Source organism: Streptomyces sp. NPDC005485 (assembly GCF_040606085.1).
Lineage (GTDB): Bacteria > Actinomycetota > Actinomycetes > Streptomycetales > Streptomycetaceae > Streptomyces.
In genome coordinates this window covers 1-13,976 of record NZ_JBEXDZ010000213.1, presented here as the reverse complement: position 1 = coordinate 13,976, position 13,976 = coordinate 1, and the positions used below count along the sequence as shown (strand labels likewise).

General features: G+C 69.9%; 12 protein-coding genes and 1 tRNA gene. 3 read left to right on the top strand and 10 right to left on the bottom strand.

Annotation, left to right across the window (positions count from 1 at the left end; genetic code table 11):
• Window positions 1-75 precede the first annotated feature (75 nt).
• From ABZS97_RS40225 to ABZS97_RS40215, 3 genes are all read right to left on the bottom strand, one after another.
• Window positions 76-1,884, bottom strand: coding sequence for a sel1 repeat family protein (locus tag ABZS97_RS40225; RefSeq protein WP_356147276.1), 1,809 nt, complete (start codon window positions 1,882-1,884; stop codon window positions 76-78).
• 306 nt (window positions 1,885-2,190) lie between these two features.
• Window positions 2,191-2,264, bottom strand: a tRNA-Met gene (locus ABZS97_RS40220).
• Between the two features lie 43 nt (window positions 2,265-2,307).
• A complete protein-coding gene (locus tag ABZS97_RS40215) occupies window positions 2,308-5,271 on the bottom strand; it encodes a UPF0182 family protein (protein ID WP_356147273.1) in 2,964 nt (987 codons plus the stop codon).
• 143 nt (window positions 5,272-5,414) lie between these two features.
• Here ABZS97_RS40215 and ABZS97_RS40210 point away from each other — a divergent pair, with 143 nt between their 5' ends.
• Window positions 5,415-5,957, top strand: coding sequence for a PPA1309 family protein (locus tag ABZS97_RS40210; RefSeq protein ID WP_356147270.1), 543 nt, complete (start codon window positions 5,415-5,417; stop codon window positions 5,955-5,957).
• Window positions 5,958-6,030: 73 nt separating this feature from the next.
• Here ABZS97_RS40210 and ABZS97_RS40205 read toward each other — a convergent pair whose 3' ends face one another.
• From ABZS97_RS40205 to ABZS97_RS40190, 4 genes are all read right to left on the bottom strand, one after another.
• Window positions 6,031-7,128, bottom strand: a complete 1,098-nt coding sequence (locus tag ABZS97_RS40205) for a PDZ domain-containing protein (RefSeq protein WP_356147267.1) — start codon at window positions 7,126-7,128, stop codon at window positions 6,031-6,033.
• Window positions 7,129-7,233: 105 nt separating this feature from the next.
• A complete protein-coding gene (locus ABZS97_RS40200) occupies window positions 7,234-7,398 on the bottom strand; it encodes a hypothetical protein (RefSeq protein WP_356147264.1) in 165 nt (54 codons plus the stop codon).
• A 126-nt stretch (window positions 7,399-7,524) separates the two neighbouring features.
• Window positions 7,525-7,983: a molybdenum cofactor biosynthesis protein MoaE gene (locus tag ABZS97_RS40195; RefSeq protein WP_356147261.1), complete on the bottom strand. Its 459-nt coding sequence runs from the start codon at window positions 7,981-7,983 to the stop codon at window positions 7,525-7,527.
• A gap of 143 nt (window positions 7,984-8,126) precedes the next feature.
• Window positions 8,127-9,239: an SDR family oxidoreductase gene (locus ABZS97_RS40190; RefSeq protein ID WP_356147258.1), complete on the bottom strand. Its 1,113-nt coding sequence runs from the start codon at window positions 9,237-9,239 to the stop codon at window positions 8,127-8,129.
• 193 nt (window positions 9,240-9,432) lie between these two features.
• On the opposite strand from ABZS97_RS40190, the gene ABZS97_RS40185 reads away from it, so the two are divergent.
• On the top strand, window positions 9,433-10,878 hold the full coding sequence (locus ABZS97_RS40185) for a zinc-dependent metalloprotease (protein ID WP_356147253.1): 1,446 nt from the start codon (window positions 9,433-9,435) through the stop codon (window positions 10,876-10,878).
• Window positions 10,875-11,390, top strand: coding sequence for an NUDIX hydrolase (locus ABZS97_RS40180; RefSeq protein WP_356147250.1), 516 nt, complete (start codon window positions 10,875-10,877; stop codon window positions 11,388-11,390). Before ABZS97_RS40185 ends, ABZS97_RS40180 begins: the two co-directional genes overlap by 4 nt.
• A gap of 83 nt (window positions 11,391-11,473) precedes the next feature.
• On the opposite strand, the gene ABZS97_RS40175 is transcribed toward ABZS97_RS40180, so the two are convergent.
• The 3 genes from ABZS97_RS40175 to ABZS97_RS40165 form a co-directional block, all read right to left on the bottom strand.
• Window positions 11,474-12,229, bottom strand: coding sequence for an AIM24 family protein (locus ABZS97_RS40175; protein ID WP_356147247.1), 756 nt, complete (start codon window positions 12,227-12,229; stop codon window positions 11,474-11,476).
• 16 nt (window positions 12,230-12,245) lie between these two features.
• The gene (locus ABZS97_RS40170) at window positions 12,246-12,926 is read right to left on the bottom strand and encodes an AIM24 family protein (protein ID WP_356147241.1); all 681 of its coding nucleotides are present in this window, start codon (window positions 12,924-12,926) and stop codon (window positions 12,246-12,248) included.
• An 11-nt stretch (window positions 12,927-12,937) separates the two neighbouring features.
• Window positions 12,938-13,976 (bottom strand): AIM24 family protein (locus tag ABZS97_RS40165; RefSeq protein ID WP_356147234.1); only part of this gene is annotated, 1,039 nt, incomplete at its 5' end.

The window sequence follows — 13,976 nt, the reverse complement described above, 5'->3', positions numbered from 1 at the left end:
CGCGTCCGCGGGCGCCGTCCCCAGGGGGCTTCTGACGGATCAGCGCGGACGCCACGAAGATCCGTCAGAAGCCCCCTAAGCCGTCAGCTCCTGCCGCAGCGCATCCCGCAGCCGAGCCGCCCGCTCGGAGACCTCCGCGGGCCCCAGGGCGACCGCGCGGTCGGCCCACCGCTGGCCTTCCGCCAGCTCGCCACGACGCGCGTAGACCAGCGCGAGCCGGAGCGCCGCCCGGCCGTGCCCCGCGTCGGCGGCCCGCTCCCACCACAGCGCGGCCTCGGGCTCGCTTCCCTCCCGCGCCAGCAGCAGCCCGAGATTGAACGCCCCGTTGCGGGACCCGGCCTCCGCGGCCTCGCGGTACCACCGGGCCGCCTCCACGACGTCGCCCCGCGCGGCGGCCAGCATCCCGACCCGTACCTGCGCGCGCCGGTGCCCCTGGGACGCCGCCCGCTCGTACCACTCCTCGCACTCGCTCTTCTCGTGCGCGGGCTCGCCCAGTTCGTGCGCGGGCGCGGGCGCCCGGCGTGCGTCGAGAACGGCCGCGAGCCGGTACGCCGCCTCCGCGCTGCCGCCGCCCGCCGCGCTCCGCAGATGCCGCTCGGCGGCCCGCTCGTCACCCTCCCGCAGCCGCCCGATGGCGACCTGCAGCGCCGCCTCGGTGTGCCCGGCCGCCGCGGCCCGCTCGTACCACCGCAGCGCGGCCGCGTCGTCGTGCTCGGTGCCGCGCCCTGCGTGCAGGATGCCGAGGTTGAACGCGGCGTCGACGCTGCCGGCCTCCGCGGCCTTGGAGAACCACGGTTCGGCGCCGGCCGAGTCGCCGACCTGGAGCAGCAGGATGGCGAGCGCGTTCGCCGCCTCCCGATGTCCCGCGTACGCGGCCCGCCGGTACCACTGTTCGGCCTGCGGGGTGCGCCCCTGCTCGGCGCAGAGCAGCCCGAGGTTGTACGCGCCGTTGACGTCGCCCGCGTCCATGGCGGCCCGGTACCACCGCTCGGCGGTCTGGGTCTCGCCGCGCTCGGCGTGCAGCGCGCCGAGCGCGTTGGCGGCGTTCCCGTCGCCGTCCTGGGCGGCCCGCAGCCACCACACGGCGGCGCTCTCGGTGTCGCCCGCGTCGCGCAGCAGGAAGCCGAGCGCGCAGGCGGCCCGCGCCTCGCCGTCCTTGGCGGACGTCAGGTACCAGCGCCCGGCCTCCTTGAGCTCGCCCCGCTTCTCCAGGATCGCCCCGAGGTGCAGTGCGCCCCGCCGGTGGCCGCGCGCGGCGGCCTGCCGGTACCACTGCTCGGCTTCCTCCGCGGTCGCGACACCGTTGTCAGAGCCGTCCTCGCCCTCGCGTACGGCCCTGCGATCAAGGGCGCGCGCCAGCCGGTAGGCGGCCTCGCGGTGCCCGTGCTCGGCGGCGGTGCGCATCCACTGCTCGGCGCCGACGTCGGCGCGGTGCTCCAGCAGGTCCGCGAGCGCGTACGCCCCGAGGGCGTGTCCCTGTTCGGCGGACTGGCGCAGCCAGTACTCGGCGGCGGGCTCGTCACCGTGCTCGCGGTGGTAGCGGCCGAGCGCGTGCGCGGCGGCGGCGGACCCGGCGACGGCGGCGATGCGCCACCATCCGGCGGCCTCGTCGCCGTAGCCGCGCTGATGCAGGAGGACACCCAGGTTGTTGGCGGCCGCACGGTCACCGGCGGCGGTGGCAGCGCGCAGCTGAGGCTCGGCTCCGTCGAGATCGCCGCGGCGCAGCAGCATGGCTCCGAGGACGCTCATCGCCTCGACGTCGCCGGCTTCCGCGGCGAGCCGCCTGCGTGCTTCTTCCACGGCTTCGCCGGTTTCGTCCCGGTCGGAAGGCTGCACAAAACGCCCTGTCTCCAACAGAGTTGCCTTGTCCCCCATAACGTCCATCGTCGCACCACCTGCAACCCGGGTACACCTGGTATACCGCAGTCAGTGAGGTCACTTCAGCGTTTTGTCGACATGCCCACAGAGAGACAAGTCAAACACGATTTCCTCAACTCCCCCCGCACGGAGCAGTCTTCACACCGCACCATTCCCCCACCTCGCACACGCCCCCGTACCTCGGCAGATGCGATCCACACTTGTGATCTTGGTCCGAGATCAAAGCCTGGGATCGACCCCAGTGATCAACATCCGTGTTCCACACATGACGAAGGCCCGGATCCTGATCAGGATCCGGGCCTTCGCTTTCAGTAGCGGGGACAGGATTTGAACCTGCGACCTCTGGGTTATGAGCCCAGCGAGCTACCGAGCTGCTCCACCCCGCGCCGTTGTGTCCCAACCGTACCACGGCGCGGAGGTGGGTCCTGGTCAGCCGCTGCTCGACCCCTTGTCGCTGCTCTTGTCGCCACTCTTGTCGCTGCTGCCGCCACCGGTCTTGTCGGCCTTGGCCTGCGCGTCCTTGGCCCGCTTCAGCGCGGCCTCAAGATCCTTCTGCGCCTGCCCGTACGCCTCCCAGTCGCCCTTCTTCAGGGCTTCCTGGCCCGTGTCGAAGGCCTTCTGGGCGTCGTTCAGCGCCTTTTGGACCGTGGGGTTGCCCGTGTCCGGTGGCGTGGTGTCCGGTGGCGTTGTCGTCCCGTCACCGGTGTCCGAAGGCGGTGTCTCCTTCGCCGCTCCGAAGACGACGTTGAGTGCCTTCTCCAAGGTGTCCTCGAAGGCCGTCTTGCCCGCGTAGGTGACCAACACCTTGCGAAGCAAGGGGTACTTGAGTCCACCACCGCGTACGTAGACGGGCTCGGCATAGAGCAACTCCCCGTCGAGTGGCACCGTCAGCAGGTTGCCGTACTCGACTTCCGACGCACCACCACCGCTCAGAAGTCTGATCTTCTCGGCGATGACCTCGTTGGAGTTGAACTTGCTCTGCACCTGTTTGGGACCGTCGACGGCTTCGTCGGACGGCATCTTCAGTATGTCGATCTTGCCGTAGTCCGGGGAGTCCGCCTCGGCGTTGACCGACATGAACGCGCTCAGGTTGTCGCGGCCGTTGGGCGTGAAGGTGGTCGTCAGCGAGAACGCCTGGCTCTGCTGGTCGGGCATCTTCATGCTCAGGTAGTACGGCGGCACCGCGCTGCCCGACTTGTTGGTCGGGTCGTCCGGCACCTGCCACACCTCGCTGCCGCTGAGGAACGTCTGCGCGTCCTTCACGTGGTAGCGGGTGAGCAGCTCGCGCTGGACCTTGAACAGGTCCTGCGGGTAGCGCAGGTGGTCCATGAGCGCCTGCGAGATCTCGGACTTCTTCTTCACCGTGTTGGGGAACGCCTTCATCCAGGTCTTGAGGACCGGGTCCTTGGTGTCCCACTGGTAGAGCTTGACCTCGCCGGTGTACGCGTCGACGGTCGCCTTCACCGAGTTGCGGATGTAGTTGACCTGGTTCTGCTGGGCCACCACCGCACGCTGGTTGTTGGCCGCGGTCAGCGAGTCCGCCGTCGTGTCACCGAGGGTGGTGCGGGAGGCGTACGGATAGCCGTTGGTGGTGGTGTACGCGTCGACGATCCACTGGATCTTGTGGTTGACGACGGCCGGGTAGGCGTCACCGTCGATGGTCAGCCAGGGCGCCACCGCCTCGACGCGGTCCTTGGGGGTGCGGTTGTAGAGGATCCGGGAACCCTCGCCGATCGCGCCCGAGTAGAGGATCTGCGGCTCGTTGAAAGCCACCGCGTACGCGGCCCGGTTGATCGGGTTGGAGAGGTTGACCCCGCTCTTGCCCTGATAGCTCGTGGTCTTCTCGCCACTGCGGTCGGAGTAGTCGATCTCCTTTTGCGGACCGCCGACGATCGAGTACTGGGTGGTCTTCTCGCCATAGTAGACGCGCTGCTGGTACGTGCCCAGGTCGCCCGTGGAGGGCAGGTCGGACTCGGTGAAGACGGGGGCGCCCTGGTCGGCCTCGGTGCCCTTGGCCGCGACCACTCCGTAGCCGTGCGTGTAGCGGAAGTGGTCGTTGATCCAGTTGTTCTTCGGGATGCCGTTGAGGTTCAGTTCACGCAGTCCGATGACCGTGTCCTGGACCTTGCCGGTCGGGTCCTTGTAGCGGTCGACGTCCAGGTTGGACGGGAAGCCGTAGTAGGCCCACATCTGCTGGAGCTGCTGGAACGTCGGCGAGACCACGTTGGGGTCCATGAGCCGGATGCTGGCCACGTCGGCCGCGTCCGAACGCAGTTTGCCCTTGTCCTTGGTGGTGGACTTGCCGGCGTAGTCCGCGACCTTGGTCTGGTCGATCCCGTACGCCTCGCGCGTCGCCTTCAGGTTCTTCTCGACGTACGGCGCTTCCTTGGCCTGCTCGTTCGGCTGGACCTGGAACTTCTGGACGATCGCCGGGTACAGGCCGCCGATGAGGATCGCGGAGAGCACCATCAGGCCGAAGCCGATGACGGGCAGCTGCCAGGTGCGCCGCCACAGGGTGGCGAAGAACAGCAGGGCGCAGATGACGGCGATGCAGAACAGGATCGTCTTGGCCGGCAGGTAGGCGTTGGCGTCGACGTACCTCAGGCCCGTCCAGTTACCGGTCGCCTTGAAGTCACTGGACTTCACCGCGAGCCCGTACCGGTCGAGCCAGTAGGCGACCGCCTTCAGGGCGACGAAGACGCCGAGGAGCACCGAGAGGTGCCCGGTGGCCGCGGCCGTGGCACGCGCTCCCGGGCTGGTGATCCTGAGGCCGCCGTACAGGTAGTGCGTGAGCGCGGCGGCGATCAGCGAGAGCACCGTGGCGGCGAAGCCGAAGCCCAGCAGGAACCGGTACCACGGCAGGTCGAAGGCGTAGAAGGAGACGTCCAGGTGGAACTGGGGGTCCTTCTGGTGGAAGGGCACTCCGTTGACCCACATCAGCCACGTGCGCCACTGGCCGGAGGCGGACGCGCCCGCGATCAGCCCCACCAGGGAGGTGATGGCGAGCAGCAGCCACCTCTTGTAGGGCGCGATGCCCATCCGGTACCGGTCGAGGTTCTGCTGCTCCATCGACATGGCGCTCAGTGGCGGGCGCAGCCGGTGCGCCAGCCAGATGTTCACTCCGACCGCGGCCGCCATGAGCAGGCCGAAGACGAAGAAGAGCCCGATCTTGGTCGACAGGGTGGTCGTGAAGACGGAGGAGTACTTGACCGACCGGTACCAGAGCCAGTCCGTCCAGAACCCCGCGAACATGACGAACGCCATGGCCAGTACGGCCAGGACGCCCAGGGTCATGAGCAGGGTCCGGACCCGCCGGGACGGTCGGCCGACTCTGATCCGCGGCCCCGTCGGGCCTCCGCCGCGGTCCGGCATCTGGAAAGCCAAGGTGCGCACCTCGAAGTTCGCTGTTGATCCGTCAGGCCCCCGTGATCGCGGACCATCCGTCAGGCTCGGTGATCGTGGAGCCTCACCTATGCAACTTACTCACGCTTTACTCGGTTCCCGGTTCGGGGTACTTCCGAGGCAGGATTGTGACCATGTCCAACACTCCCATGGCAGCGAGCCCGCTCACGCGGGCCGTACTCGAGATCGACGAGTACGCCTCCACCCTCGGCTGGGACCAGCCCGCCCGCCTTTTCGCCCTCGTAGACACCGCGCGCCTGCGGACCCAGGAACCCGGCCTCGCGGCCCAGCTCGGTCTGCAGGACGAGCCCGAGACCACCGGTCTCACCCCCGTGGAGCAGGACGAGATCCCTGCCGACACGCCGCTGGACAAGTTCCTCGGCACCATCGCCTGGCCGGACGCCGTGGTCGGCTGCGCGCTCACCGTGGAGCGGCTGATGCTGCCGCCGTCCGCGGAGGCCTCGATTCCCGAGGGTCTCGGCGAGAAGCAGCTCGCGAAGTGGGTCGCTAGCCACCCCGACCGCCAGGAGGTGCGCATGACGGTCGGTGTGCTGCGCGACGGGGCCCGCGACTCGGCGGTCAGGCTGCGCGAGAAGGACACGCCGACGGAGGTGCTCACCGGCTCGGGCCTGGTGCCGGGCCTGGCCGAGGCACTGTCGGCGACGTTCGCCGACTGACGTCCTCGCATACCTCGTTGGGGGCGCCCCGGGTTTCCGGGGCGCCCCCAACGACGTACGGCACAGGCGGTTGTCAGCCCTTGGTGGTGCACTTCGGCAGGTCGGAGGTCTTGCCGCTGCTGATGTTCTTCAGGGCGCTCAGCGCGTCGTCGATGGTGTGCACCTTGACGAGCGTGAGGCCGCCGGGGGTGTCCTTGGCGGCGGCCGCGCAGTTCTCCTTGGGCGTCAGGAAGTACTGGGCGCCCTTCTCGCGGGCGCCGACGGTCTTCATCTCGATGCCGCCGATCGGGCCGACCGTGCCGTCGTCGTCGATGGTTCCGGTGCCGGCCACGAACTTGCCGCCGGTGAGATTGCCCGGGGTCAGCTTGTCGACGATGCCCAGCGCGAACATCAGGCCCGCACTGGGGCCACCGACGTCGGCGAGCTTGATGTCGATGGTGAACGGGAACGTGTGGTCGGTTCCGGCCGAGATCCCGACGATGGCACGGCTCACGCCTTCGTCGTCGGACTTCGCGGTGGTGATCGTCACGTCCTGCGTCCCGGTCGCCGTTTTGTTCTCCTTCTCGGCGGCGGCCTGCTCCTTGGCGGGCACGATCGTGAAGGTGACCTTCTCGCCGGGCTCGTGCTTGGTGACGAGCTTCGCGACGTCGTCGGGCGCCTTCACCTTCGTACCGTCGACGGCCTTGATCACGTCACCCGCGTGCAGCTTGCCCTCGGCCGGCGTGTCCTTGACGACGGTGGAGACGATCACCCAGGACTTCACCGGGATGTCCAGCTCCTTCAGGGCCGCGACCTTGGCGCTCTCCTGGGACTGGCTGAACTCCTCGGCGTTCTCCTGCGTCGACTGCTCCTCCGTCTTGCCGTCGGGGTAGAGCGTGTCGTGCGGGACCACCTTGTTGTCGTGCGCCAGCCAGCCGTACACGGCCTCTACGAGGTTCATCTTGTAGTCGGCGCTGGTGACCCTGACCGTCGTCATGTTCAGGTGACCGGTCGTGGGATAGATCTTGTGGCCGGTGATCTGCAGCACCGGCTCACCGCCGTGCTCGCCCAGCGTGTTCACCGTCGGCCCCGGAGACATCTCCGCATAGGGCACTTTGATGAACACTCCCGCGCACAGGAGTGCGATCAGAATCAAGGTGGAGGCGAGCATCGTCGCGGTGCGGCGTGGCATGCCACGACAGTACGGGACCTTGCTGAGGGCGTACCGCCGGGGCCGTCCGTACGAGCGGGCGGGCGAAGGCCTGTCCGTCGGATCAGGCCCTGGGTGCGACCGGGCTCAGGTGCCCGAGCCGGACTTCTCCATGGCCTCGCGGAAGCGTGTGTAGCCCGCGAGCTCGGTGCCGTCTCCCGCGGTCCTGCGATTCCGGCTGACCCAACTGCCCCACAGACCGGCGCCGATCGCCGCCACCAGCGGAATGAGCAACCAGGCGAGAGCCGCCATGCCGACCTCCCAACCCCGTGCGCGACCGCAACTGACTGATCAGCAGATTAACCATCCGCTGTGTCAACGCTCACGCCAGGGGGGCGGTTACGCAACCGGACGCCCGGCGCGGCGGCTCAGCAGCCCCTAAGCGCCGACCCACTCCTGCGTGCCGTCGGAGAACTGCTGGTGCTTCCAGATCGGCACTTCGTGCTTGAGGTCGTCGATCAGTTTGCGGCAGGCCTCGAAGGCCTCGCCGCGGTGCGGGCACGACACGGCGACGACGACGGCGAGGTCACCCACACCGAGGTCACCGACCCGGTGGACGGCAGCGAGCGCCCGGACCGGGTACTCGGCGCACACCTTCTCGGCGATCCGCCGCATCTCCGCCTCGGCACTGGGGTGGCACGAATACCCCAGCGCGTCGACGTCCGCGCCCTCGTCGTGATTGCGCACGGTCCCCACGAACAGCGCCGTCCCGCCGGCCGCGTCGTCCCCGACGGCCCGGAAGACCTCGTCCAGGGACAGCGGTTCCTCGCGAATCGCCAGCAGCCGGATGGGATCCTGTGCCGCGCGCTCACCGGGATGGTCGTTGATGGGTGCCATACCCCCATCGTGCCCCACACCAAGGACACCGAGAAATAGAGCTTTCACCCGGCACGCGCGCGTGGTCGTTTGGAGCGTCCTACAGATCGAGCGTTCCGCAGACGGAGCGTCTTGGAAATGGCGTCCCTGCAGAAGTTCCTGCCTCAGATGCGCCGTCGGGCCTTCCGCACCCGCCGGACCACCGCAGCCGTACCGAGCAGCGCGACTGTCGCTCCCGCGGCGCCCGCCGCCGTCGCGTCCTTGCGCCCCAGCCGTCGCCCGGCGACGGTGTGCCGGCCGGCGACCTCCTCGAGCAGCTCCGCGAGTACCTCCTCGTTGGTCCACTGCGGCCGCCACCCGGCGTCGTGCAGCCGGCTCCCGCTTACCACCCAGGGGTACATCGTGTACGCCAGGTCCCCGGCCGGGGACGGAGTGAGCCCGATCCGGTGGAGCCGGGCGGCCGCGCCGAGAGCCACGGCCGACGGCAGTTCCATCCGCCGGATCCCGCTGAGCTCCTCGACCTCCTCCTGCTCGAGCCACCCGTCGCAGCCGACGGCGAGTTCCCCGTCGACCTTCTCCAGGACGGCGTACTCCAGAGCGCTGCACAGGTCCTCGACGTGACAGAACTGCCAGGCGGGCCGCGACCCGGCGACCACGAGCAGCCGGGGCGACTCGAAGTACCTGGTCAGAGCCGTGTCGGTGCCGCCGACGAGGACGCCGGGCCGTACGACGGTGACGTTGAGTCCCGGGTGGGCGCGCGGGGCCCGCCGGGCGAGCCGCTCGATCTCCAGGAGGTCGCCCACGCCCGTGGCCTCGGCGGTCGCCCGCAGTTCGGCGTCCTCGGAGAGGGGCAGTTCGTTGTCGGGCAGCGCTCCGTAGACCATCGCGGAGGTGCACAGGACGACACGGTGGACGCCGGCCGCGGCGGCGGCCGTGAGCACGGTCTGCGTCCCCCGGACGTTGTACGCCGTCCGGGCGGCCGCGTCGGTCTCCAGATCGAGGTCGAGGGCCAGGTGCACCACGACGTCCGCCCCGCGCAGTTTCTCCGCGATCGCCGGGTCGCGGACGTCCAGGATGTGCCACTGGGCGCCCGCGCACTCGCCCCGCCGCTCGTCGATGGCGATGACCTGCTTGATCTCCTCACTGGCGGCGAGCCGCTCGGTGAGCAGTGCGCCCACGCCGGACGCGGCACCGGTGACCGCGACGACGGGCCCGCGCGGGGCCGGGCTGGTTGCGAGGTTTCGCGCTGCGCGAACCTGTGGATCTGGGGAACTCACCGGGCGTCTCCAGCGGTTGTCTTCAGTAACGGACGCGCGTGACGCGTACGTACCAGGTGGCATCCATCCTGCCGCAGGCCAGGAGTCGGCGGGGCACCGAGGCCCGAACGGGCGCCGCGGTGTCTACGCTGGGTGGTGTTGTCGGGCAGCCGCCGTCGGAAAGTACCGGCGGCCTTACCAGCCGAGGAATCCCGTGAGTGACACCCCATTCGGATTCGGCCTTCCGCCGGAGGAGCCGGAGAACGGCGACGAGGGCAAGAAGAAGGACCAGCAGAGCGGTGGTGGTCAGGGACCGTTCGGTTTCGGGTCGCCCGGAGCCGGCGGCCCAGGCGCCGACAATCCGCTCGCAGCCATGTTCGGTTCCCTGAACCCGGGCGACCTGGGCGCCGCGTTCCAGCAACTGGGCCAGATGCTCTCGTACGAGGGCGGCCCGGTGAACTGGGACATGGCCAAGCAGATCGCCCGCCAGACGGTCTCCCAGGGCACCTCCGACGGCACCAAGGACGCGAGCGTCGGCCCCGCCGAGCGCTCCGCGGTCGAGGAGGCCGTGCGCCTGGCCGACCTGTGGCTGGACGACGCGACGTCGCTGCCGTCCGGCTCCGGTTCCGCCGTGGCCTGGAGCCGCGCGGAGTGGGTCGAGGCGACCCTGCCGGTGTGGAAGGAGCTCGTCGACCCGGTCGCCGAGCGTGTCGGCGCGGCCATGGGCGACGTCCTGCCGGAGGAGATGCAGGCCATGGCGGGCCCGCTGATCGGCATGATGCGCTCCATGGGCGGCGCCATGTTCGGTACGCAGATCGGACAGGCCGTGGGCGTGCTCGCGGGCGAGGTCGTCGGATCGAGCGACATCGGCCTGCCGCTCGGCCCGGCCGGCAAGGCGGCCCTGCTGCCGCTGAACGTCGAGTCGTTCGGCAAGGACCTGAGCGTCCCCCAGGAGGAGGTGCGGCTGTATCTCGCCCTGCGCGAGGCCGCCCACCAGCGTCTCTTCGCGCACGTACCGTGGCTGCGCTCGCACCTGTTCGGTGCGGTCGAGGGGTACGCGCGCGGGATCAAGGTCGACACGGCCAAGCTGGAGGACGTGGTCGGCCAGCTCGACCCGTCCAATCCCGAGCAGCTGCAGGACGCCTTGCAGCAGGGCATGTTCCAGCCGGAGGACACGCCGGAGCAGAAGGCCGCCCTGGCTCGCCTGGAGACGGCTCTCGCCCTGGTGGAGGGCTGGGTGGACGCGGTGGTGCACTCCGCCGCCAAGCCGCGCCTGTCGTCCGCCGACGCGCTGCGCGAGACGCTGCGCCGCCGCCGTGCCACGGGCGGTCCCGCTGAGCAGACGTTCGCCACGCTGATCGGCCTGGAGCTGCGCCCGCGCCGGCTGCGGGACGCCTCGCGGCTGTGGGCCTCGCTCACGGACGCGCGCGGTGTGGACGGCCGCGACGGTCTGTGGGCCCACCCGGACATGCTGCCGACCGCGTCCGACCTGGACGACCCGGACGGCTTCGTGCACCACGAGCAGCTGGACTTCTCCGAGCTCGACAAGATGCTCGGCGAGGCCGCGGGCGGCTCCGGAGAGAAGCCGAACCTGACGAAGGACGACACCCCGACGGACGACACCCCGAAGGACGACGACAAGGGCAACGGCACCGAGTGAGCCTGCACGACGACGCGGTCCTCGTACTGAAGAGCTACGAGGACCAAGAGGAGCTGCGCCAGACCTACCTGGACCATCTGGCCGTACATCCCGACGGAATGTGGAAGGCGTGCCGGGACGGGCACATCACGGCGAGCGCCCTGGTGATCGACCCGGAGCACGGGCGCGTGCTGCTGACCCTTCACAAGAAGCTCCGGATGTGGCTCCAGATGGGCGGTCACTGCGAGCCGGTCGACGAGACGCTGGCGGCGGCCGCCCTGCGCGAGGGCACCGAGGAGTCGGGCATCGCCGGGCTGACCCTGCTGCCCGGCGGTCCGGTGCGCCTGGACCGGCATCACACTCCGTGTGCCTGGCATCTCGATGTGCAGTACGCGGCCCTCGCCCCGGCCGGGGCCGTTGCGGCGATCAGCGACGAGTCCCTGGACCTGCGCTGGTTCGCGTACGACGAGGTGGCGGGCGTCGCCGACGAGTCGGTCGTACGTCTGGTGGAGGCCACGCGCGCGAGGCTTTGAGATCCAGGAATGCGTAACAGGAATGCGTAAGGGGCGACCGCTATTGCGGTCGCCCCTTACGTCTGCCTTCCGGACGGGCCCGGTCAGCCCCAGACGTTGCCCTGGTTCTGCGCGTGCGCGCCCTGCTGGCCCACGCCGTACTGGGCGCGCAGTCCCTGGCCGATCACCGCGTTCTGCGGCGGCAGCATCTCGCTGGGCTGGACGAGTGCGAAGCCGCTGCCCATGAAGCTCAGCTCCCAGCCCTCGCCGGTGTTGCCGCGACGCCGGAACACGCCCGAGGAGTGCGTCTGGGCCTGCATCTGCACGCGCAGACTCGTGGACCAGGCGACGATCGCGTCGGCGTCGCAGTTGACGTATTTGTCGGGCGTCACCTGCATCATCAGCGGCATCCCGGAGGTCATCAGCGCGACCTTGCCCCGGCCCGTGATGTTGAGCTGGTACTTGCCGGAGCCGGAGATGCCGTACTGGCTGTCCACGGCGATGACCTCGTGGTGCAGGCCGGAGTCCATCGCCAGCACGTAGCTGCTGTCGACGGTCAGTCCGTCCTGGTCCACGTCGACCAGGTGCACGTGCTGGGCGAGGTTGGCCAGGTAGACCGTGCCCTGCCCGTGGCAGCGCATGAGGTCCAAGCCCTCGCCCGTGTACGCACGCGCGCGGTGCTGGCTGTTGTTCTGGTACTCGGCGTCGAACTCGACGAGACCCTGGTACGCGACCATCGTGCCCTTGCGGGCGAGGATGTCGTCGTGACCCTCCAGGACGACGCGCAGCATCTGCGAGTTCTGCAGGCTGTAGCGCTCCTGGGTCTGGAGGTCGTTGTAGCCGAAAAGCGGGCTCTGCATGGTGTGTCGCTCCCCCTCAGCCCCGGACTCGGAGGCGGTCGGTGCTGTCCTCGCTGGGCTGGACGACGACGATGCCCTGCCCGGAGAACGCCATCTGGTACGCCTCGCCGCTGCCGCGGCCGATCAGCGACTGCGCCTTGAAGCTGCGCTTGCCCTTGACCTTGAGGTTCGGCGACCAGGCGACGAGCGCGTCCGGGTCGACGTACGTCTCGTCCTCACCACCGCCGCAGTCGACGACGATCGGCTTGCCCCGGGAGGTCAGCGCGACCCATCCCTGGCCGGAGATCTTCGTGTTCCACAGGCCCTGTCCGGCGAACTTGGCCAGTCCCTTGACCCGTTCGACGCCCCACTGGAGGTGTGCGTCGAAGGCGAGCAGGTTGGTGGCGTTGACGGAGATCGCGTCGCCGTTCAGGTTGATCACGACGACGTTCGCGCCGTAGTCGGCGAGATAGAGCAGCCCGTCGCCGGAGGCCTTCATGAGGGGTGCGCCCTCACCGGTGATCCAGTCCCGCGCGATCTGGCGTACGGCGGGCGGGTTGGGCTCGTACTGGACGAACCCTTCGTAGGCGACCATCGAGCCCACGCGCGCGAGGAGGTCGTTTCCGGTCTGCATGGCGACCTTCAGCATGTGGTTGCCGTGGTTCTCCATGCGGGCGGTGACGGGTGCCGGGGCGAAGCCCGCGAGCGGCTGGTTCATGACGGGCTCCCTCAGATCTCGTACGGCTGGACGACGATGAAATTGCCGGGCGCGCCGCGGAACTGGAGGTTCACGCTCTCCCCGGTGTCACCGGGGTAGGCGTTGCGCCGCATCCGCACCTGGCTGGAGACGACCACCTGGGCGGCCGCGGACCAGGCGACGACGGACTGGCAGTCGGCGAACGTCGTCGGCGTGACGGGCAGAACCACGGGAGCGCCGTGCGTCTTCACGACGACTGTGCCGGTGCCCTGGAACTGCATCGTGAACAGCGCGCCCCCGGGGATGCCGTGCCCTTCGATCCGGCGCACCTCGTACTGGAGCGACTCGTCGAAGGCGAGGACGTTCTCGGCGGAGACACAGATGGCGTCGCCCTGGAGCTCGATCGGGTGCAGCATCGAGGAGTTCTCGGCGAGGAACACCTGACCCTGGCCGGTGCAGCGCATCAGCTGCATCTCCTGGCCGGTCGCGTTGCCCACGATCCGGCCGGCGAACCCGGCGCCCTTGTAGCTGAAGTCGACCTTGCCCTGGTAGAGCACCATGCTGCCCTGGCGGGCCAGCGCGGGCTGGCCTCCGATGCCGAGGTCGACACGGATCAGCTTCTTGTTCTGCTGGGTCCAGCGCTGGCCGGTGGGCGTCTCCTTGAATGCCTGCAGCGCCGCGGCGACACCGGCGCCGGCCTGCGGGACGCCCTGGGGCGCTCCGTGCGGGGCGGGGGCACCGGCCTGGCCGGGGAACTGCCCGGGGACCTGACCGTAGGCGGGCTGCTGCCCGTAGCCGGGAGGCGCGCCCGGCGGCTGCTGGCCGTAGCCGGGAGGCGCACTCGGGGCCTGCTGGCCGTAGCCGGGCGGCGGGGGCGGGGTCTGACCGGGTGGCTGCCCGTACCCGGGCGGCGGTCCGGGCTGCCCGACGGGCTGGCCGTACGGCGCGGGAGCGGGGGCAGGCGGGTGAACGGTGCCGCCGCCCGGCGGGGCCAGGGGCGCGATGATGGTCGGCGCGGCGTGCACCGGGGGCGCGGGCGCCGGGGCCGGAGCGGGGGGCGCAGTCGCTCCC